Raw genomic sequence first — 22,072 nt, forward strand, 5'->3', positions numbered from 1 at the left:
AAGACTTTCATTTTTATAATTCCTTACGAAACAAAATGCTAAAACAGTTGTCATTAAAGAATTCAACTACGCATCTGTTTTGGCACATCACTTGAAGCGAAACATTGAAAACCGCCGCGGAGTAATCTGGCAAAATGAATTCGAGAGGAGGAAGAAAGATGAGTCTCATAAAAGAATTTAAGGCGTTTGCCCTCAAAGGAAACGTCATTGACATGGCCGTTGGAATTGTCATTGGGGTGGCTTTTGGGAAAATCGTCGCTTCCCTGGTGGCTGACGTAATTATGCCGCCAATCGGGGTTCTGTTAGGCGGGGTGGATTTTTCCAGTCTGAGTCTGGTGGTTAAACAGGCCGTTGGAAATACACCGGCTGTGATGATAAATTACGGTAAATTTCTTAATACAATCATTGAATTTCTAATCATCGCTTTCTCGATTTTTCTTGTTGTGAAAGGAATCAACACCATCAAAAAGAAAGAAGAAGCGGCTCCTAAAGCTGCACCGGCTCCTCCCAAACAAGAGATTCTTCTGGAGGAAATCCGGGATTTGCTGAAACAAAACCGCTAATTTTTTAAAAACACGCTTATTTAAACACTCAAAAAAGGAGAACAAAATGGCAAACTACAAAATCGATCATGTGGAAGGAATTGGACCGGCCTTCGCTGACAAATTACGCGGCATTGGAATCAAAAGCGTTGCTGCTCTTTTGGCAAAAGGCGCGACCCCCAAGGGACGCAAAGAAATAGTCGAAAAAACGGGCATCAGTGATTCCCTGGTTTTGAAGTGGGTGAATATGGCCGATTTGTACCGGGTAGCAGGCGTGGGCAGTGAATATGCGGAATTATTGGAAGCGGCCGGAGTGGACACGGTTAAAGAACTTCGCAATCGTAACGCAGAAAACCTGTGGACAAAAATGCAGGACGTCAACGCCTCAAAAAAGCTGGTTCGACAATTACCCAGTTTAAAGATGGTACAGTCCTGGGTTAGTCACGCAAAAACCTTGAATCCTGTTGTTACATACTAAATTTATCGCGGGTTAAGGGGAATACGAGGCCGGGTCAGTTTTGCCCGGCTTCTTTTTTGATAAAATTCAGGATATTCCCCAAAAAAATGCATAAAATGGATTGGCTTGAGTGTGCCAAAACCCCGGACACAACAGTCGCATTCCTAAACCAAACAGAGGATGTAACAAAATTAGGAGAATAGTAGATGAAACGATTCTTTCTTTTTAACACAGTGCTAATGCTCGCATTTCTTTCGGCGGTGAGCTTTGCTTCTGAAAAAGATCCAATAGGCTTCAAACCCACAATCGTTGGCGGGTTGAATCTTACACAAAATAGTACCAGCAATTGGACGGCCGGCGGTGAAAATGCTTACGCCTACACCTTTACCCTGAATTCTCAATTTCTCAACAACCAACCCAAATACCGCTGGAAAATTACCGGAGATTTCGCATTTGGGCAAACCAAAGTTGGTAGCCAAGATTTGCGAAATGCCGTTGATCGAATTGACATAAACGGTTTGTTGACGTATAAATACGGCCTATTTATCAATCCCTATGTTTCAGCGGGGCTTTTGACCCAATTTGCCACCGGTTACGATTATTCAAAAACACCCCCTCTGGCCAAATCCGGTTTCTTCGACCCGGCTTTCATTACAGGCGGTACAGGCCTGGGCTGGACCCTTCGCCCAAAATTTACGACGCGTTTGGGGCTTGGAATAAAGGAAACCATTACGCAGAAATATTCTCAATTCGGATATGCTGACAAGGCCTCCACACCGAATATCATTGAGAAAACAAAATTTGAAACAGGCATTCAATCTGTTACTGAGCTGGAAACAAAACTGGCCAATAACCTGCTTTATATTTCCCACCTGGGGCTTTTTTCGAGTTTCGCCAACATGACTGCCGTAGACGTTAAATGGAACAACACCTGGTCGGTGAACGTTTCGAAATTTATTTCGATTAATCTGATTGTCAATCTCCTCTACGATGAGGATATTTCGTCTAAAATACAAATTCAGGAGGCTCTTGCGATCGGGTTGACCGCTAATTTCATAAAATAGCGGTGATCGTAATCAACACAATTGCAGGCTGCACGGCGTATTTTCAATTTTATCTGCCGGTTGTAAGCAGGTAATAGATGGATTAAAATACTTTTTGGGCGGTGCAAAATCCATACTCCAAAAAACTTCCCGCCTATTGAAGAAAAGTCTTGACTTTTGTAAACTTTTTCAATAAATTTTTAAGTCAAAAGCCGAAGTGGCGGAACTGGTAGACGCGCTACGTTCAGGGCGTAGTGTCCGCACGGGCGTGGGGGTTCGAATCCCCCCTTCGGCACAATTTTCCTCCCCAAAAAACAGCTTCAGCAGCTTAAAAAACGAGGGCTAAACCTCGAAAAAATCAACAATTAATCTTCTCAAAAACCCGGCGGTTTTCGACCAGCATGGGAAAAAATTGCCCAGTTTTCCTGACCCTGTTCAGACATTTTTTTCTCCACTTCTGGTTCATTTTGGCTAATGTCTTATTTTATCACCAATTGGAAGAATTGTTTGTTACGGGTATTTTCCCATAATGAATGGCACGAGTCTTGCCGATACAAAAATAGAACGGTGATACAATTCTGGAGCAAAAAATGAACAATATACTCATTATTGATGATGAAGAGGATATTCTGGAAATCCTCTCGGATGTCATTAAGGGCTGGGGACATCTTCCCATTATTGCCAGAGATGGAAAAGACGGGCTTAGAAAATTTCAGGAAGTGCCTGTGGATTTGATTTTGAGTGATATAAAAATGCCGAATTTAGACGGCATTAGTCTTCTTGAACGGATCCGAAGCTCAGACAAACAGATTCCGGTTATTTTACTTACAGGCTACCCCTCCGTTGATTCGGCTGTGCACGCTATGAAACAGGGCGCATTTGACTATATCACCAAACCTGTGAATTTGGATGAGCTGCGCATTAAAATTGACCGCGGTCTGGAACGGGCACGAATGAATCAATCCCTGAATTTCCTGAAGAGCATTAATTGGTCCCTTCTCATTTCGATTCCCATCTGGCTTATTCTGGGGATTATCCTGGCCAAGCTTCTCCGATAATCGATAAAAGGCGGCTGATTTTTTCTGTGCTTCATTCTGAAGCCGGACCAAACGCAGTGTATTCCGGGTGCCACGATCCCCAATTACGGAATATCCAGTACGCCCGCTCCATTGATCTTGCTTTCCTTAACCAGTTGAAGAACTCGATTGGCCTCTTTTAGCGGAAAAACAGATATTTCCGTCTGAATGGGGATTTCTGCCGCGAGTTTCAATAATTCCTCCGCATCCTGACGGGTGGCATTGGCCACACTCCGGACGGTTCGTTCATAATAGAGCAGGCTATTGTAGTCGATTTCGGGGATTGGCGTCATGTAGATACCCGCCAGGGCAAGGGTTCCGCCCTTGTCCAGAACACGAAGGGCTTCCGGGACCAAACCGCCTGCGGGTGCAAAGATAATCGAACTGTCCATTTTTTCGGGTGGCGTATCCTCCGCCCGGCCGGCCCATTTGGCTCCCAAATCGAGCGCCAGTTTCTGATGCTCTTTGCTGCGCGTAAAAACATACACATCACACCCCCAATGAATCGCAATTTGAATAATCACGTGGGCAGTGGCCCCGAATCCGTACATTCCAAAATTTTGCCCGGGCTTAAGCTCGCTCAATTTGAGGGCGCGATATCCGACAACCCCTGCACAGAGCAGCGGAGCCGCCTGAAAATCCGGGAACCCTTCGGGCAAAAAATACGCAAAATCCTGATGAATCGTGTGATATTGAGCATAGCCTCCGTCCACATGGTACCCGGTAAATTTAGCCTGATCGCAAAGATTTTCCCGGCCTGACGAACAATACTTGCAGCTGCCACAGGCGGAGTACAGCCAGGGAACCCCCACGCGGTCTCCGATTTTGAATCGGGTAACGCCCTCACCTAACTGATCCACGATTCCCACGATCTGATGTCCCGGGATGAGCGGCAATTTGGGCAGAGGCAGCTCCCCTTCCACTTCGTGCAAATCGGTGTGGCAAACCCCACAGGCCTTGATTCGGATCCGAATTTCACCCCTTCCGGGCGTGGGATCCGGCACATCCACATAGTGCAATGGCTCGGTTTCAATCGGCGCGGGCGCAGAAAACTGCATCGCTTTCATTGAACTCCTCCGAATTTCTGGTGAACGGCTTTTTGATTTCTCTTAGAATTTATCTCCATCCGACGAATATTTCAAGAGAAAAACGATCCGCACGGTACCGGAAAGCGGATGCCCTCAAAAAAACCGCGAATTCAGTTAAAGGCTCCTCTGGATGCACCGGGGCATCCCCCTCTGTGTGTTCCTTACGCCTAAAAGGATTTCCACACCCGAGCCAATGAACGGCCGGGGGCATCGATGTGAATATCCAGAAAATACCCAATGGGTGTTTCACCCACCGTGTACCCGGACGCCTCCAGGCGTTCTTTGGCCTGTCTGAAGACCTCACGGACGGTTTCCGCAGACGCCTTGCTCTCTGACAGGTGGGCAAAAGAATGAAGCACCACCGTTTTGGTCTTCCATTTGCCCGCCAGCCATTTTAGGTTTTTAATAACCTTGGTTACGGTGCTCCCAATGGCTTCCGCATCCTTTTCTTCCAGGTGAATAAAACCCACGACCGCATTCCGGAACGAGCCCTCTTCATCCAGATCGGGAACATCTTCCAATCCTTTTGAGGCTGTTTTGTAAGAAAATTGATCCATATACCACAAAAGTAACTTCATGGAAAACCTCGTTTATTTTAAGATCGCCTCGGGATTTACCACGTTCTCTATTTTTTCTTCTTTAAAGAACTCCACCATTTGCCGGGCCACCTTTGTTGCCACCCGAATTTGGGCTTCAACCGTGGACGCTCCAATATGGGGGGTCATGATGACATTGGGCAAATCACGCAAGGGGCTCTCTTTGGGGGGTTCTTTTTCAAAAACATCCAGTGCGGCACCCGCCACCTGCCCCGATTGAAGCGCCCTGTACAGAGCATTTTCATCAATAATTCCCCCGCGGGCGCAATTGATAATCCGAACACCCTTCTTGCACTTCTGAAACATGTCTTCGTTAAACATGTGACGGGTACTCTCATTGAGGGGCAAATGCAGCGAAATATAATCCGATTGGGCCAGAAGCTCGTCTAACCCCACAATTTTCACATTAAACGGAACATCCGAATCGGGAGTAAATCTGGGATCGTTGGCGATCACCTTCATTCCAAATCCAATACCTCTCTTGGCAACCTCCACCCCAACCATGCCCAGACCCAGCAAACCCAGGGTTTTTCCCATGATTTCGTTTCCTTTGAGGCGTTTTTTCTCCCATTTTCCTGCCTTTGTTGACTGGTTCGCCTCAATCAGATTCCGGGCCAGCATCAGCATCATGGCGAGGGTTAATTCGGCTACGGAAACGGCATTCGCACCAGGCACATTCATTACGGCGATCCCCTTTTCTGTGGCCGCGGCCACGTCGATGTTGTCATATCCTACACCGGCACGTCCAATGAGTTTCAGCCGGTCACCGCTTTCAATGATTTCCCGCGTGACCTTCACCTTACTCCGCACCACCATGCCATCAGCCTCCTTTACAGCTTCCAGAATGTCTTCCGGAGGCATTGCGGGATTAAAAATCACCTCAAAATCAGCCGATTTAAAAATCGACAGGCATTCCTGGGGTAAATCATCCGGAATGAGAATTCTAATTTTATTATCCATTGTGTTCTCCAAAATTTTTTACCTGCGTGCCATTTTAATACCACATTTCATGTCGATGGATACAAAACACATGTTTTGCACGAAATATCCGCACACGCCACCTTTCTTTTTTCATTCCCTATTTTTTGATCATTTGTAAATAGGTCTTCTGAAGGGTTTGTACACCTTCTCCCGCTTTGGCCGGCCACCCGACTTCCAACAGGACCTCTTCCAAAATGCTAATGGCGGCCAGCATGTCCTGAACATCATAATAGCCCAAATGAGAAATGCGAAAAATCTTTCCCTTTAATTTCCCCTGTCCCCCTGCCGCAATTATTCCCTTTTCCTTCAGACGCTTGTCTATTCCTGCTTCCTGCAACGAACCGGGAATTTTAACCGCCGTAACCGCATTGGAGGGAGAATCGGCCAACAGTTCCAAGCCGAGTGCCCGAACTGCACGCCGGGTCGATTCCGCCAGAATGGCATGCCGTTTCCACACGGCTTCCACGCCTTCCTCACGAATCATTTTCAGTGCCTCCAGCAATCCCACAACGAGCGTCACCGCAGGTGTAAAGGGCGTTGTTTGTGCCTTTAAAGATTTTCGGGCCTTTCGGAGATCAAAGTAGTACCGCGGTTGTGTGCAGGCCTCTACCGCTTTCCAGGCCCTCTGGCTGGACGCAATAAAGGACAAACCGGGCGGGAGCATCAATCCCTTTTGAGATCCCGTGACAACCACATCCACGCCCCAGTCATCCATTTTAAGGGGCATGGCTCCAACCGACGTAATGCCATCCACAATAATCAGTGCTTCGCTGTTGTCGCGGATAACCTGAGCCATTTTCTCCAGATCAATAGCCACCCCGGTAGACGTTTCACTGTGTGTTAAAAGAACCGCCTTGTAGTCGGCTTTTTTCTGTAATTCCGCACGCATTTCATCCGGGGTAAACGCCTTTCCCCAGGGGACGGCAATGCGTGTGGCCCGAACCCCGTACGCGCTGCACAGCTCTCCCCAACGCTCACCAAACTTTCCCCCCTCGATTGTTAGAACCTCATCACCGGGATTCAGATGGTTGGCTACAGCGGCTTCCATGGCACCCGTGCCGGAAGCCGCCAGGATGTAGACCTCCTCTTTGGTCTGGAACAGCTCCTGCAGAATTTCAGAAGCCTCAACAAAAATTTCCGAAAACTCCTTTGTACGATGGTGAAGAATGGGTTCTGCCATTCGGTTCATCACTTTTTCCGGAACCGGTGTGGGCCCGGGTGTAAACAATCGTGTTTTCATTGGCTCCTTCCTCTCAAGTTACTCAATTTACCGAATTCATTCAATCTAATTCAAGATTATTTTTGCTTGCGGCCCAAAAAGTCGTAAAGCACCTTCCAGAGCGCGGGTTCTCCCTCCCCGGTTTTGGCAGAAAACGGAATTGCGGGCAAGACGGCCAGCTTTTCCAGATTGGCATTTATTTTTTTAAACTGTCTGGCTTGTTCGTTTCGTGACAGCTTATCAATTTTTGTCGCTATCACCCGAAATGGAATCGGTACATGCTTTAGCCAGGAGATCATCATTTCGTCCAATTCCGTCAGCCCGATGCGGCTGTCCACAATTACGATCGCCCCCCGGAGGTTTTCGGAGGCAGAGAGAAAACCCTCAATCAGTGCCTGCCAGCGGCGTTTGGCCTCTCTTGAGACCTTTGCAAAACCATAGCCTGGCAAATCAACCAGATAAAATCGTTCATCAATCAGAAAAAAATTCAGGCTTCGTGTTTTACCCGGCGTGGAACTGATTTTTGCCAGTTTTTTTTGATGAAGGATCGTGTTGATAAGAGACGATTTTCCGACATTTGACCGTCCGGCAAAGGCAATTTGCGGCAAATCATTGTCCGGCAAATCCTTCAATTCGTGGACGCTTTTAATAAATTTTGCTTGGTGGTATTTCATATAATTATTCGCCCTAATATGAAAAAAGCACTCACCTAAACGGCGAGTGCATTTCAGAAATTGTGACAGGTACCTGATTGTTTATCTAAATTCTCAAGAGGTACCTGCCTCTTGAGAGATGGAGAATCCATCCCTCATGGCAAACCTCAACACATCATCCATGTTCTTAACAAATTTTATTTCCAGGTCCTTTTTGATCTTCTGCGGAACCTCTGTTAAATCCTTTTTGTTTTGTGCCGGAATAAGAACCGTTTTAATCCCGGCCCGCCGGGCGGCCAACAGCTTTTCATTTAGCCCGCCAATGGGCAGCACGTGGCCCCGAAGCGTAATTTCACCGGTCATGGCTACTTTTCGGCAAATGGGTTTCCGGGAAATGGCGGACACCATCGCCAGGGCCATGGTTACACCCGCCGACGGGCCGTCTTTGGGAATGGCACCTTCGGGGACGTGAACGTGGATTTCGTGATCCTGGAAAAATTTCGGATCAATTCCCAGACGCCTGGCATTGGATCGAATGTAGCTCAGTGCCGCCTGAGCCGATTCCTTCATCACATCTCCCAGATGCCCGGTCAAAATCAGGCCCGATTTTCCGTCCATGGGTGTGGCTTCAATCATCAAAATATCGCCGCCAAACTCTGTCCAGGCAAGTCCCACAGCAGCGCCCACCAGTTCTTCATCCTCAACGGATTTCTCCGGGATTTTGGGTATTCCCAGGTAGTCTTCCAGGTTCTTTGCGGTAATCGCATAAAAACTTTTCTTTGGGTTGGACACGATCTTTCGGGCCACTTTGCGGCAGATCGTAGAAAGGCTTCTCTCCAGATTCCGCACGCCCGCTTCCCGTGTGTATTCGCGGATGATGAGTAAAATGGCCTGGTCTGACACGCGAATATTCTTTTCGAGCAATCCCGTTTCTTTCATTTGCTTGGGCAAAAGAAACTGTTTGGCAATTTCCAGCTTGTCGTATTCCATGTAGCCCGGAAGTTCAATGATTTCCATTCGATCCAAAAGCGGAGCCGGAATATTGTACCGCACGTTAGCCGTGGTAATAAACATCACTTCCGACAGATCAAATTCCACTTCCAGGTAGTGATCGCTGAACGTCCTGTTTTGCTCAGGGTCCAATACTTCCAATAAAGCCGCCGACGGATCGCCCCGAAAATCCATACTCATTTTATCAATTTCATCCAGAAGAAATACCGGATTTCGGCTGCCCGCTTTTTTGAGGGACTGGATAATCCGGCCCGGCATGGAACCAATGTACGTTTTTCGGTGTCCCCGAATTTCGGCTTCGTCCCGTACTCCACCCAGAGACACCCGCACAAAATTCCGACCGATGGCGCGCGCAATCGAGCGCCCAAGGGACGTCTTGCCCACACCCGGAGGCCCGACCAAACACAAAATGGGACCTTTGACGCGCTTCACAAGTTTCATAACCGCCAGGTGCTCCAGAATCCTTTCTTTCGCCTTTTGCAGTCCGTAGTGATCGGAATCGAGTGTTTTCTGAACCCGGTCCAGATCCAGATTATCCCGGGTGCGCTTTTTCCAGGGCAAGGCCAGCAGCCAATCCAGATAATTGCGGGTCACCGTGTATTCGGGAGACATTGTCGGGGTAAATTTCAGGCGGTCAATTTCTTCAAAGGCCTTTTCCCGCACCTCCCTGGGCATGCCCGCCCTTTCTATTTTTTCGATCAAAAGCTGGACATCGCCAACAACCTCATCTTCTTCACCCAGCTCCTGTTTGATGACCCGAAGCTGCTCCTGCAAATAATAGCTTCGCTGTGACTTTTGCATGCGATCGCGCACCTGGTCCTCAATAGTGCGCTCGATCTCCAGGATTTCCTTCTCGGACTCCAAAATCCGCGATAGTTCCACCAGCTCTTTGTTTAAATCTTTTGTTTCCAGGAGCTTTTGCTTATCGGATAATTTCTTCGTCACATGAGCCGCAATAAAATCGGCAATGCGCTGGGGATTTTCCAGACTCTCGACGGTCAGAATCAACTCATCGGGGACATCGCGGTTAAGCAGAATGTATTCTTTGAATAAATTCAACACATGCCGAAGCCCGGCTTCAACCTTTTTATTTGTCTGCAGTGTTTCGGGAACCAGATCGATGGTGGCGCGGTAAAAATCCTCCACTTTCATAAACCGTTTTACACGTGCCCGGATAATACCCTCGACCAGAACTTTAATAAGCCCGTTGGGGAGTTTCAGAATCTGCAAAACACGGGCAACAACTCCGACACGATACAGATCTTTGGCAGAAGGATTCTCTTCCTGCACATCTTTTTGGGCCACCAGAAGGATTAATTTATCGGTCATCAGGGCTTCCTGGAGGGCATGGGTCGAGGACTCCCGCCCCACCAGAAGCGGGTAAATCATATAAGGAAAAACTACCGTCTCCTTTAACGGAAGCACCGGTAGTTTATCGTTTATTTCGATGGTAATATCTTCTCGTTCAATTCTTTGCATAAATGATTCTTTTTTGGATGATGAGTGCCGCTCCCTTACGCTCGTTTTTTGATTTCTTTGATTTTATAGATGGGCTCTTTTTTCTTGGTAATCACATCTTTTGTAACAATGCACTCCTTTATTCCCTGAATATTCGGGAGCTGAAACATTATCTCCAGCATGGCTTCTTCCATTACCGAGCGGAGGGCGCGTGCCCCGGTGCCCCGTTTCTGAGCAATCTCCACCACGGCTTTCAGTGCTTCTTCCTCGAACGAAAGAGTAACCCCTTCCATCTCAAAAAGACGCTGGTACTGTTTGGTAATGGCATTTTTGGGTTTGGTCAGAATGGTAAGCAAGGCATCTGTTGTGAGTTCGTCCAGGGCGCTGAGTACGGGTAAACGGCCAATCAGCTCGGGGATGAGCCCAAAGCGAAGCAAATCCTCCGGTTCAACCCGGCGCAATATTTCGCCCACCTGCCGTTCGGACCGGAGTTTAATGTCGGCGCCAAAACCCATGGATTTCTTATTCAAACGGGCTTCAATGATTTTATCAATTCCCTCAAAAGCGCCGCCTACGATAAACAGAATATTTTTCGTGTTGATGTTGATTAGACTTTGCTCCGGATGTTTCCGTCCACCCTTTGGGGGAACAGAGGCCACTGTGCCTTCCAAAATCTTAAGCAGGGCCTGTTGAACACCTTCACCGGAAACATCCCGCGTAATGGACGGGTTTCCGCCCTTTCGGGCAATCTTGTCAATCTCGTCAATATAGATAATTCCTTTTTCGGCTCGCTCAATGTCGTAGTCCGCGGCCTGGAGCAAACGTACCAAAATATTTTCGACATCTTCTCCCACATAGCCGGCTTCCGTCAGGGTGGTGGCATCGGCAATGGTAAATGGAACCTGAAGAAAACGGGCCAGTGTTTGGGCCAGCAGCGTTTTTCCGGTACCCGTGGGACCGATTAACAAAATATTGCTTTTTTCAAGCTCGTCATCCTCATAATAATCCTGAGATGCCACGCGCTTGTAATGGTTGTAAACGGCAACAGAAAGCGTCTTTTTCGCCTGGTCTTGTCCGATAACATAATTATCCAGTTCCGCCTTTATTTCGGCCGGGGTTGGGATATTTTTGCGTTCCGAAAGCGTCCGGCGCATTAAATCATTTTTTAAGATCTCCATGGCGTTGTACACACATTCGTTACAGATGTACACGCCGGGGCCGGTGATAATTGCTTCCACCTGGTTGGAATTTTTGCCGCAGAAGGAACAAATGTAGATTTTTTCCCGCTTTGTACTGGCCATCGCCACGATCTCCACTATTTTTTCTTTTTCTGGTTCTTGGTTTTTTTCACCAGAACTTCGTCAATTAAACCATAGTCTTTTGCTTCCTCGGGAGACATGAAATAATTACGGTCCGTATCTTTTTCGATTTTTTCGATGGGTTGTCCCGTGTGAAACGAAAGAATTTCATTTAATTTTTGACGAAGGGTTAAGATTTCCTTGGCATGAATTTCAATATCGCTTGCCTGGCCTTGAGCACCACCCAACGGCTGGTGAATCATAATTCGGGAATGCGGAAGTGCCGAGCGTTTTCCCTTGGCACCGGCAGCCAAAAGCACAGCGCCCATACTGGCCGCCTGTCCCATGCAAATGGTGGCCACATCCGGTTTAATGTACTGCATGGTGTCGTAGATGGCCAGCCCTGCGGAAACATAACCGCCCGGAGTATTCAGATACACAAAGATATCCTTTTCCGGATCTTCGGCCTCCAAAAAAAGCAATTGGGCAATGGTCAAACTCGCTACCGCATCATCAATCGGCGACCCGATAAAAATGATCCGTTCTTTTAACAGCCTTGAAAATATGTCAAAGGCACGCTCGCCGCGGCCCGTTTGTTCGATAACAATTGGAACTAATCCCATAGAAACATCCTCTTCCGTAACGTTCGTGTTTTTGCATTCGTGGATAAATCGCCTCTTTAACAGACTGTTATTCCGTAATAACCTTCTGCTCGCTCGGATTGATTTCCACTTCTTCAATTTCTGAATTTTTCAAGAGAAAATCAATGATTTTTTCTTCCTGAAGCTGATCCTTTAATTTTTCCCGCCTGTTTTTCAGACTGTATTTTGCCTTAAGTTTTTTGAGACTCTGATGGGTTTCCTCTGCTATCTTTTCGATATAGGCATCCACATCCTCATCGCTCACCTTCAGGTTTTCCTGTTTGGCCAGCTGTTTCTGAATCAAATACCACTTGATGGAACGAACAACCAGAGGTTTCTGCCCCTCCCGAAAACTCTCAACATCGAAATCCTGTTTTAGCTGCTTTTTTAAATCCTCGACGTAACCATTCAGCGAATTTTCAATCATCTGCGGCGGCACTTCAAACGGATTCTCGGCAATGAGTGCATCAATCAATCCGTCCACCAGGTTTTGTCTGGATCGATTTTCGTATTCACGCTCCAGATATTCCCGAACGGCTTTGCGTAAATCCTCAAGCGATTCGTAGTTTCCCAGGTCCTTGGCAAACTCGTCACTGAGCTCCGGTAAATTGTGACGGGTCACATCTTTCACACGAACCGAAAAATATTGAGGCGGTTTTCCCTCTTCCTTTTTTTCAACCTTGCGTTCTTCCCCTTTTTTTACACCCAGTAACTGGTCTTCAAAATCCTTGCCGTATTCACCGGAACCCAGTTTGATCTGTTTGTTTTCAAGCCGATGACCCAAAATCGGAACGCCGCCTGCATCAACTTCCTGAAGATCTGCTACAACGGTGTCCCCTGCTTCGGCTTCGCCATCAATATCTTCAACAACCGCATTTTCCTCCCGCAGCCGTTCAATTGTGGCCTCTATTTCTTCATCGGCAATTTGGTGTATTTCCTTTGTTAATCGAAGGCCTTTGTAATGGTGCAATTCGATTTCCGGTTCGATCTCAACCTCTAACAAGACGTCCAATCCCTCTTTTTCGTCCCATTTTTGGTCTTGAATCTCCGGCGGACCGACAACCTCCAGATTCTCCTTGGCCACAATTTCTTTATACGCTTCGTTCATCGCATCTTCAAGAATATCCTCAAGGATCATTTTGCCGAATCGCATGCGAATAATGTCCTGAGGAACTTTCCCCTTGCGAAATCCGGGGATACTGATGTCTTTCCGAAGTTCCCGAATTTTTTCATTTATTTTTTCCTGAATCTCTTCCGCGGGGATATGAAATTTGACTTCCCGCAGCCAGGCCTGAACATCATTAACAGAATAATCCAATGGGTCCTCACCTTTTTTTATATGATTTTAATAATTGCTGTTCCCGGTTTTTTTAGAGATCAACTGACTGAAAAGGCCTCTTTGGTGCGAGAGGGGGGACTCGAACCCCCACACCCGAAGGCACTAGATCCTAAGTCTAGCGCGTCTGCCAGTTCCGCCACTCTCGCAGATACATGAAAAAAAGCTCCCTGTATCACGAGGGAGTTTTCACATTTAACCGTTCGCTTTTTCAAACGACTTAAATATAAGAAGTTTTGAAAGTAATGTCAATATTTTTTCAATTCGACAGAGAAACTCTTTATGGTGGAAATGGCGAGGATTTTTCGTTCGAACCGGTTTTTTGAATCATGAATGAATCAACCATAATAACCGGCAATTACACGAATCTAATTTCACTAAAATCAATTCGTTAAAATTCGTGAAATTCGCGGGCAAAGGCCTTTTGGAGCAAACCGGTCTGGTTGATACAGATCTTTCTTACGGGGATTGCCGTATCCATTCCTGAACAACGGTCTGCATCGCCTGAAATTGCCCCTTTATTTTTCGTCGGGCACATTTCGGATTGGACAAAATACACAGGGTTGCCTTACAAAAATACACCCGCTCCGAACAGCCCTGCTGCCGCTGATAGGCAGGCGTCGGGGTCATGCGGTTTGTAATATCCTTTCGGTTGAATTGTTTTCCCCTGATCCGCAAACCGATTTCCACGGTTTTATCCCATATGAATTTCTGCAGTGCCACCACATCCTGATTGGAATACGAATCAACCAGCTCATCCAAAGGCACCCCTTTCAACAGCCGATAAATTGCCTCTACCTTTTGTGCGGGAGAAAGTTCTTTTCGGGCTACTTCTGTATAGGTCATGTTTTCCTCAACTCTTACGCAGACACGTGTTCCAGATTTATATTGACCAGATCTACAACCAACTGGCGGATCGAGTCCGATTGATCAAATTGATACAATGTAAATTTGCTGTTTTTATTCAACACCAATCCCCCCTGATAGGCTCGGCGCACGATTAATGACGACGAATTTTCACCGATTTCGGAAGCCACCACAAGAGGAATATCGAAATTCTCCTGAAAATACGCCACGATTTCCTCAGCCGTTTGGACGGTTTCGTACCGATCCCAGTCGAACAAAACAATCACACCCAGTGCTTTTGTGACCAACAAATCCCAGGCATAACTTTTTGCAAATCGATTCCAATGAATGCCGTAGAATTGTAAAAGCATCTCATCATCAAGAGAAAGCCATCCCACTTGAATTCCTTTTTCGGGAAGTTCAACGCGGTCGCACAGCTTTTTCAAAAGGGATTCCTTTTGCACACTCTTGGGACCAATAATCAGAATTTCACCCACTCGCATAAACGAACTCTTTCCTTTAGCAAAAATAATTTTTCCGGTTTCCAACCCGTCTGCCGCTTATTTTTCTCTGGCTGCGCATTTCCCCGACAACAAAACAGTTGCTTACAAGAGTTTATGTTTAATAAACTGCAATTCACTTCGACTAAAAAACAGCTTTCGAGGTTTTCTTTCTGCCTGTGCCGCTGCAGGCGGTTCCTGGCCCGCATCCCCCGGAAGATCCGCTTCGGCAGGGGCAATCTGGATAAAGAAGTTTTGCACGGCTTCAAATGTCCGGGCAATAAGATCGCCTTCAGAAAGCTCTTCCTTGCTTTCCGGAGATTCAGCGGAGGACTGCTTTTCCGGTTTCAGAGGATGAAGGGAAACAGACTCCCTCAGAACACCCAATTGGTACAAACGAATCATTTCCCGAAGGGCGGTTAATTCATCCAACAGGCTTTCATCCAAAATATCCTGAATCGTATGTTCGGCATCCACGTGGGATAATATTTCCTGGGTATTTTCGTTTATTTCATCAGGGAAGAGGTCTCTGACGTGTTCAAAAACGGTTCCTACGGACGGCAATCGCGTAAGAAGTTGTTCTTTTTCATCCAGAAGCTGGATGCTTGCTTGCACAATTTCCTGAACCGGATGAAAGATACCCTGTTCGCGCAGGATGGACTGAAAGGTTGCGGAAAACGTTCCTTCCACCCAAAGGACCAATTGATAAAGGGCGGTTTCTCCCCTTAAAACACCCAATTCGGCATCCCAAACCATTCCCTCTTTGATGTACAGATGGCCCTCAAGGGCTCCCCGGCTCAATGTGATGATTCCCGATTTTTTGCCCAGCTCAAAGGTCTGAATCAAATCGATAACATTCATCTCCGAAAGCAGCCCGCTAAATCCCCGAAATCCAGCCGTCTGCATGTGTTTCAGCCGATTTTTTTCCCTCAGAAGCATTCGAATCCGGTAAAGCAATTCTTCCATCTCAAAAGGCTTTTGAATGAAATCGTCCACACCGCTTTCAATGAGATGGATTCGCTTTTCAACATTTTCCTCATCGCTCAAAACCACAAACAGCATATTTTTGGTCAGGGGGGCCTCGCGAAGCGGCCTTACCCAGTGAATAAAATCCCCATCGTCGAGGTGAGCTTCGGCCACCACCAGTTCCGGTGAAAAGGATTCCAGTACATTTTGGGCATCCTTCAAAGTAGAAACAAATTTACATTCAAAATTGTTAAGACTCCCCAAATCCTGAAAATCGCTTTTTAGTTCTTCATCTGGCTCAATAAAAAGAATTCTGTTCACCGGTGCTGCCTTCCCAATTAATTGGTTATCCTTTTTTCACCCAGACTGAATGAGATTTTTTCCTCCTCCGGATACGGAGGATACATATTCAACAAAATCATTTTTGCATTCTCCCTGTCTTTGGGATCACAGGGGATAATTTCTTCGTAACTTTCCAGACCCAGCCGTTGAGAAATTTCTTCGATACCCAGCGCTTTGGGATGACGAAGATCGGTTACCGCTACGGCGTAGGGAAGTTGAAAACGGCCGCGGAACGATTTAATCAGATAATTGATGTAGTCCAGACTTTCTGCCTCCGTTGCATTCACCAAAAAAATGTACCCCAGCAGGCTGCCGGCAACGGATTGGATGATTGCACGAACCTGTTTTTCAATAGGAATCCCCACCAAAAGGATCCGTTTATCATCAAAAAGGCTCAGTTTACCCAGGTCAAGAGGATAGGGGAAAACGGTCTTCATGGAACGGGTTCGGTAAGCTTTGCCAACCAATGCCCGCACAAACTCACTTTTTCCGCTCTCGGAGGTTCCCAGTACAGCCAGGTACGGTTCCTCCAGCGGCATTTGTTTGAAGACGCGTTTTTGAAAGGATTCAAACTCTTCTTCACTAAAAAGAGGTTCCTGGATTTCTTCCTCAACGGGAACGTCTTCAGGCTCGGGAGTTTTGATTTCCTCCAGGAAACCCTGCTGGTACATTTTGACAATCCGCTTTAGTGTGGTCAGATCATCGTTGTAACTGTCGTCCAGAACTTTAAGCACGGGCCGCTTGCCGTCAAACAATTCCACAAACTTGGTAACGTCCGGCGTTACCGGCCGTTCTTCCAGGTGTTTTAGAAAATGCGCCTTTACCGAGAAAACAGTGTAGGCTCCCGGTAATTTGCGCAAAAGATCGCGGCGTTGCTGAAGGCGTTCATATCCCTGTAACAAAAGGCCGAGATTACTGATGGAAATTTCATCTGCCACATCCACCTGCTGCGGAACCAAGGAGTACTGTCCTTTTGACCAGGGGAACATCTGATAAACCGCCCGTTCTCCCCTAAACCCGCCAAGTATGGCATTTACGACCACACCGTTGCGAAAAAATATTTGTCCGCTCTTCTTGAATTCATTGGTTACATTGACAATTCCCGACCAGCGGAGAGCTCCCAGGCGGGCAATCAGTTCCGCTACAATTTTATCTTTTAACTCGCCATGACTCCTGGCTTCCGAATCCGAACCGCCGGTTTCCAGCCGCTGAAGCCGGCTCAAAATCATTTTCACCCGGGCCACAATTTCCGCCACGTGGAGGGGTTTGATCATGTAATCCTGCACCCCAAGCTCAAAGGCTTTTACCCGATCCTGAAGGCCGTCCTGAGCGGTCAGAAAAATAACCGGGATTGTCGCCGTTTTTTCATTTTCTCTCAGATTCCGCAAAAGCGCTACCCCGTTGAGATCGGGTAAATCCGCATCCGTGATAATCAAGTCCGGTTGATATTTGTCGGCCTTTTCCAGGGCATCATACCCGTTTTCTGCCGTACTCACTTGAAAATGATGGCTCACCAATTCCCGTACGAGGATCTCAATGTTTTGAGCATCATCATCTACAATCAAAATCGTTTTTGCTTGTGCCATTTTTCTCCCTTATTATCCAATCGGCTGTCCCCACACCATAAAGACCTTTTTTGAGAGCTGCAAAAATAACACCAAAAATCAAGATCGTTTTTACGCTTTATCAACCCCGGGTTCAGGAGGTTTTATCGTTTGAATCGTACACACATCTCATTTTGAAACAATCTGAAACAAAAACACCCGATCAGGCATACAGCTTTTTCAGTTTGGACCCCGGGTAATAATGATAGAGAATGTCAGTATAAGCGTATCCCTGTTCGCCCATAATTTCGGCCCCGACCTGGCACAGCCCGACTCCGTGGCCCCAGCCGCCTCCCTTTAAGGAAAGGGTTTTCAGTTTTCCGTTCGCATCGGTCTCCTTGTCAACCACAAATAAGGAGCTGAAGAGATGCGTTTTGGAAAGCACACGTCGGATTTCCAGTTCCTTGCCGATGATTTTTTCACCGTTTTGTCCCACAAGCCGGGCGTAAATAAGCCGTCCCGAATCCCCGCGTTCAAGCGGCTGGATGTCCAAAATGGCTCCCAATCCCCAGCCTGTTTTTTCTTCCACAATTTGTCCCAATTCTTCCGGGGTGAAACGAACCTCCCACCGAAAACCCGATTTTTCAGGCATGTAGCCCACCTGCCAGTTAAAGTGCTCGTGAGCCTCCCGCAAATAATCGGGAAGCCGATAGGCATCCGGATTGCAAAACACCCGGGGAGAGCTTTCGATGAAATCCCGCACGGCCTCCTCCTGCCGCAAATCAGGCAGGCGCACCGGCGTTTCAGGTCCGTCGTAAAAAGGCGTCAAATAGGGAACGTCCTGATCATCCCACACGTTTTGGTACGATTCTCCAATCCCCCCGCAGACCTTGGCGTAACGGGCATCACATACCTGATCTCCGTACATAAGCACTTCGCCGCGGGTCAGGGACGCAGCCTCCCGGGAGCGGTCTTCAATCGCTGCCGATCCGTGAAAACACTGGCAGTGGTCATCGGCGCAGAGATCAAAGGGATCGCCAAAATGATGTTTTCCGGCCGTTGCGAACACGGTATTCCGTGCCACAATTGTCTGGCTTTTCAAGAATTCCATGGAGCAGTTGGGCACCATTTCGGATGAATTGACCGCCGCAAGATAGGTTTCCAGATCAAGAATCGTGACGGCCGTAATTTTTCCGGTGCGGTCGATGTGAAAGGCCAGATCGCCTTCGTATTCTTGAGTTTCCCGGTGATCCCAGTGGAAACCGATTCCCACGTGAATGTTGTCCAGCAAAAAGCGGCCGGAGGGATCGTCTGGCACCAAACGAAGGCCGTTTTCGACAGAGACCCCTTCCAGAAAGAGTTCGCCTCTGGCGGCCCGCGTTATAATCGGAACAACCTTCATTCCTCCAAAATCCGGCAGGGTGCGCCGGTACTCATCTGCGGCCGTTTCCGAATCGAATGTCCGGGAAAGCACCCAGAATTCCCGATTATCGTACACGCGGCCGTTTCCCAGTGGAATTTCCTGACCCACCCGCAATTTTGTGGCCTGAACCCCCTGTGAGGCCCAGAATTGAATACGCTCGTCCGCTTCGTGCGGTTCGACCCGAATATTCATCCGAACGGCGTATCGGATTTCACCGGAATCCTGTGTTTTGTGCGTAATTTTATACGAATGTTCCGGTTTGCCCTCAAAGATTTTATGGTTTGCCAGATCGTACCCTGTAAACGGACGGGTAGCTTTAAACGTCATCTCGTCTTCGTGCTGAAGAACCCCGATGCGAATCTGCAATGTCCCTGTTTTTTGATGAACCTCCATTACTCCTTTACACTCCTCTGATCCATTGAATTTTTCAGGGACTCCATCATCCACCGGAATCCCACCACAAAAAGAATAAGGCCCCCTGCCAGCCAGGGCCATCGAACGGTCTCTCCCTTTAAATACCACCCCAGTTTTTCATCCGGAATTTTCAAAAAAACCACGGCGATGGCGTTATTTAATACGTGAATAAAAATCCCGGGGATGACCGAGTCGCTCCTGTACGCGATGTAACCCAGCAAAACACCCAACAAAAGAATTTGAAAAAGCCACCAGGGATTCAAATGAACCACGGCGAACAAAACAGCCGAAACGGTAATAGCCCAGGCCGGGGAAAAGTACGTTTCCCACACCTTTTGAAAAAACCCCCTGAAAAGGATTTCCTCGAAAATGCCTGCAAAGATGGTTGCCGATAAAAAGGCCACCCAGAAATAGACCGGATTGTTAAACCGAAAGGATTCCTTAATCAAGTTTTCCATTTCGGGCGGCATGACCAGCCAGTTTTGAACAATTCGATCGATCGCATCCGATATGGGAATCAGGCCAATCGTCAGCAAGATACTGGCAGCCAAAACCGGCCATCCTACCGGCCGCAGGCGAAAGGCCTGTCTGAATGATAGTTTTTTCCATTTGAGAAAAATAAACTCCGGAACCAACAAAAGCAGTTCCGCCGACAGAACGAGCGCCCGCAAATCCGAATTGGGCGATTTGATCCGGATCCACATGGCCAGAGCAAAACCCACCCCAAAAACAAGAAGCATCGAGCAAAGGACCAGAATCAGCGTCCGTCCGGGTGTCAGAAAAGGGGGTTCACTAACCACCTCTTTCGGTTGAAGTTCCGGTTTATTCAAGAGAGCCTCTCCCCGGAAAAACGATTCGGTCCATGAGAACCGTGGCTGCCATGGCTGCATTAAGCGATTCCCCCCGGCCGCGCCTTGAAATGCGCACCGTTTGAACCGGCTCTTTCAAAAGGGCTGCGTGAACCCCCTGACGCTCATTTCCAATGATCAGGGCCGCTCTCTCCGGAAAATCAATTTCATTATGTGCCAACGCACCCTCACCCGTTGCCGCAAAAACTTGAAATCCGGCCTCAATAAAATTCAAAACCGATTCCTCCAGGGACACATCTTCGAAAACAGGCAAATGGAAAAAAGAACCTGCCGTGGCACGCAGGACTTTCCCATTGGTGCTTTCCACGCTTCCCTTGCTTAACAGAACGGCATCGAATCCGTACCAATCGGCAGAACGGATAATGGTCCCCAGATTCCCCGGTTCCCGAAGATGATCCAGCAGAACCACCCTCCGCCAGTTTTGCAGGAGGTCTTTTTTAAAAATGTATTTTGGATTTTGAACAACCGCCAGAACCCCTGAAGGTGATTTTGTTTCTGAAATTGTTTTCAGATCCCTGTCACTAATTTCATAAACAGGAATCTCCTTTTCTTGAAGGTGCCTCTTCATCGGGACAAAGGCTTTTGATTCCCTGAATTCAGGGATTACAAAAAGATACAACACGTGAAAATCAGACCTGAGGGCTTCCAGAATCAGATTCGGGCCCTCGATCGGAAATGAGCCTTCCTGCTCCCGGTATTTTTTCATGTGGAGTTTTTTGACCCATTTCAACAATTCACGGGATATCATGGTTCGCGAAGCGCCTCTCGAATCACGGTAAAAAGCCGGTCAAACGGGACCTCTTCCTGCCGACCCTCTTTCAGATTTTTAACCTGTGCCTTCTCTTTGGTCAGCTCATCCTCTCCAACAATCACAGCAAATACCGCGTTCAGACGATTGGCCTCCCGCATTTGGGCTTTCATGCTCTTGCCGCTTAAATCCAGCTCGCATCTTATTCCTTGGCGACGAAGGGCCTGCACCAACCTGAGCACAGGAATTCGGGTGGTCTCCCCAAGCGACACAAAATAGACGTCCGGGTGCGGAGGCGCTCCAAGAAACAACCCCTTCTTTTTCATAATGGCCAGCAGACGCTCCATGCCTGCGGCAAACCCCACACCGGGCAGGTCGGGGCCGCCCAACTCAGCCACCAGACGATCGTACCGCCCGCCGCCGCAAACGGCATCCTGCGAACCCAATTCGGTACTGACGATTTCGAAAGCGGTTCGCGTGTAGTAATCCAGACCGCGAACCAGACGTTTATCCACCTCGTAAGGAATCGACAGGGCATCCAACCCGGCCTTTACCTGATCAAAGTGGACACGACAGTCCTCGCACAGATACTCTTCAATGCCGGGGACATTCTGCGTCAGTTCCCGGCAGGTAGGCTTTTTGCAATCCAGAATGCGCAGGGGATTTGTATCGTACCGTACCTGGCAATCCGAACACAAACGATCCTTCACATCCTTCAGGGCTTCTCGTAAGGCGTCTTTGTATTTGGGCCTGCATTTGGGACAGCCCACACTGTTGATTTTAAGCGTAAGGTTCGTCAGTCCCAGGTGCGTGAAAATTTCCATGGCCAGAGCAATCACTTCCACGTCGGCCAGAGGATTGGGTGTTCCCAGAATTTCCACGCCAAATTGATGAAATTGCCGCAGGCGTCCCTGCTGGGGCCGTTCCTGCCGAAACATCGGTGAAATGTACGAAAATTTTTGTACGGCTCCCCTGTTCCAGAGCGAATGTTGGATGTACGCACGAACAACAGAGGCTGTCA

21 protein-coding genes and 2 tRNA genes are annotated in these 22,072 nt (G+C 47.8%); 5 read left to right on the forward strand and 18 right to left on the reverse strand.

The annotated features are described in order from the left end of the window. The first annotated feature begins 158 nt into the window (after positions 1 to 158). The 5 genes from mscL to GXO76_10380 all read left to right on the forward strand — a co-directional run bounded on the left by mscL (position 159) and on the right by GXO76_10380 (position 3,100). Entirely contained in the window at positions 159 to 563 is a 405-nt protein-coding gene (gene mscL, locus GXO76_10360) for a large-conductance mechanosensitive channel protein MscL (protein NOY78257.1), read from the forward strand. Between the two features lie 46 nt (positions 564 to 609). Then, positions 610 to 1,020, forward strand: a complete 411-nt coding sequence (locus tag GXO76_10365) for a DUF4332 domain-containing protein (protein NOY78258.1) — start codon at positions 610 to 612, stop codon at positions 1,018 to 1,020. A gap of 185 nt (positions 1,021 to 1,205) precedes the next feature. Then, positions 1,206 to 2,063 (forward strand): DUF3078 domain-containing protein, encoded by an 858-nt coding sequence (locus GXO76_10370; GenBank protein NOY78259.1) that lies wholly within the window; start codon positions 1,206 to 1,208, stop codon positions 2,061 to 2,063. Positions 2,064 to 2,253: 190 nt separating this feature from the next. Then, a tRNA-Leu gene (locus GXO76_10375) sits at positions 2,254 to 2,337 on the forward strand. A 295-nt stretch (positions 2,338 to 2,632) separates the two neighbouring features. Then, on the forward strand, positions 2,633 to 3,100 hold the full coding sequence (locus GXO76_10380; GenBank protein ID NOY78260.1) for a response regulator: 468 nt from the start codon (positions 2,633 to 2,635) through the stop codon (positions 3,098 to 3,100). An 83-nt stretch (positions 3,101 to 3,183) separates the two neighbouring features. On the opposite strand, the gene GXO76_10385 is transcribed toward GXO76_10380, so the two are convergent. The 18 genes from GXO76_10385 to GXO76_10470 all read right to left on the reverse strand — a co-directional run. After that, complete coding sequence (locus GXO76_10385) at positions 3,184 to 4,185, reverse strand: zinc-dependent alcohol dehydrogenase family protein (GenBank protein ID NOY78261.1); 1,002 nt, start codon at positions 4,183 to 4,185, stop codon at positions 3,184 to 3,186. 188 nt (positions 4,186 to 4,373) lie between these two features. Then, positions 4,374 to 4,784 (reverse strand): hypothetical protein, encoded by a 411-nt coding sequence (locus GXO76_10390; protein NOY78262.1) that lies wholly within the window; start codon positions 4,782 to 4,784, stop codon positions 4,374 to 4,376. 12 nt (positions 4,785 to 4,796) lie between these two features. Then, entirely contained in the window at positions 4,797 to 5,762 is a 966-nt protein-coding gene (locus GXO76_10395; protein ID NOY78263.1) for a hydroxyacid dehydrogenase, read from the reverse strand. Positions 5,763 to 5,880: 118 nt separating this feature from the next. Beyond that, the gene (locus GXO76_10400) at positions 5,881 to 7,023 is read right to left on the reverse strand and encodes an alanine--glyoxylate aminotransferase family protein (protein NOY78264.1); all 1,143 of its coding nucleotides are present in this window, start codon (positions 7,021 to 7,023) and stop codon (positions 5,881 to 5,883) included. 56 nt (positions 7,024 to 7,079) lie between these two features. Further along, positions 7,080 to 7,676 (reverse strand): YihA family ribosome biogenesis GTP-binding protein, encoded by a 597-nt coding sequence (locus GXO76_10405; protein NOY78265.1) that lies wholly within the window; start codon positions 7,674 to 7,676, stop codon positions 7,080 to 7,082. A 93-nt stretch (positions 7,677 to 7,769) separates the two neighbouring features. Next, the gene (lon, locus tag GXO76_10410; GenBank protein NOY78266.1) at positions 7,770 to 10,145 is read right to left on the reverse strand and encodes an endopeptidase La; all 2,376 of its coding nucleotides are present in this window, start codon (positions 10,143 to 10,145) and stop codon (positions 7,770 to 7,772) included. A gap of 35 nt (positions 10,146 to 10,180) precedes the next feature. Beyond that, entirely contained in the window at positions 10,181 to 11,425 is a 1,245-nt protein-coding gene (gene clpX, locus GXO76_10415; protein ID NOY78267.1) for an ATP-dependent Clp protease ATP-binding subunit ClpX, read from the reverse strand. Between the two features lie 14 nt (positions 11,426 to 11,439). Further along, positions 11,440 to 12,045, reverse strand: a complete 606-nt coding sequence (gene clpP, locus GXO76_10420) for an ATP-dependent Clp endopeptidase proteolytic subunit ClpP (GenBank protein NOY78268.1) — start codon at positions 12,043 to 12,045, stop codon at positions 11,440 to 11,442. A 67-nt stretch (positions 12,046 to 12,112) separates the two neighbouring features. Next, a complete protein-coding gene (gene tig / locus GXO76_10425; protein NOY78269.1) occupies positions 12,113 to 13,381 on the reverse strand; it encodes a trigger factor in 1,269 nt (422 codons plus the stop codon). Positions 13,382 to 13,463: 82 nt separating this feature from the next. Then, positions 13,464 to 13,548 (reverse strand) — tRNA-Leu (locus GXO76_10430). A 310-nt stretch (positions 13,549 to 13,858) separates the two neighbouring features. Then, positions 13,859 to 14,245, reverse strand: a complete 387-nt coding sequence (locus tag GXO76_10435) for a hypothetical protein (GenBank protein ID NOY78270.1) — start codon at positions 14,243 to 14,245, stop codon at positions 13,859 to 13,861. A 14-nt stretch (positions 14,246 to 14,259) separates the two neighbouring features. Continuing rightward, positions 14,260 to 14,748: a hypothetical protein gene (locus GXO76_10440; GenBank protein NOY78271.1), complete on the reverse strand. Its 489-nt coding sequence runs from the start codon at positions 14,746 to 14,748 to the stop codon at positions 14,260 to 14,262. Positions 14,749 to 14,850: 102 nt separating this feature from the next. Next, positions 14,851 to 16,032, reverse strand: a complete 1,182-nt coding sequence (locus GXO76_10445; protein NOY78272.1) for a response regulator — start codon at positions 16,030 to 16,032, stop codon at positions 14,851 to 14,853. Positions 16,033 to 16,049: 17 nt separating this feature from the next. Beyond that, a complete protein-coding gene (locus GXO76_10450) occupies positions 16,050 to 17,639 on the reverse strand; it encodes a response regulator (GenBank protein NOY78273.1) in 1,590 nt (529 codons plus the stop codon). A gap of 181 nt (positions 17,640 to 17,820) precedes the next feature. After that, complete coding sequence (locus GXO76_10455; protein NOY78274.1) at positions 17,821 to 19,413, reverse strand: SpoIID/LytB domain-containing protein; 1,593 nt, start codon at positions 19,411 to 19,413, stop codon at positions 17,821 to 17,823. Further along, positions 19,413 to 20,264: a CPBP family intramembrane metalloprotease gene (locus GXO76_10460; GenBank protein ID NOY78275.1), complete on the reverse strand. Its 852-nt coding sequence runs from the start codon at positions 20,262 to 20,264 to the stop codon at positions 19,413 to 19,415. Before GXO76_10460 ends, GXO76_10455 begins: the two co-directional genes overlap by 1 nt. After that, complete coding sequence (locus GXO76_10465) at positions 20,257 to 21,009, reverse strand: RNA methyltransferase (protein ID NOY78276.1); 753 nt, start codon at positions 21,007 to 21,009, stop codon at positions 20,257 to 20,259. The genes GXO76_10460 and GXO76_10465 overlap by 8 nt, the downstream gene beginning before the upstream one ends. 38 nt (positions 21,010 to 21,047) lie before the next feature. Then, positions 21,048 to 22,072: histidine--tRNA ligase (locus tag GXO76_10470; GenBank protein ID NOY78277.1), on the reverse strand; the 1,025-nt coding region annotated here is incomplete at its 5' end.

The organism is Calditrichota bacterium, from assembly GCA_013151735.1.
In the GTDB taxonomy this organism is placed as follows: domain Bacteria; phylum Zhuqueibacterota; class JdFR-76; order JdFR-76; family BMS3Abin05; genus BMS3Abin05.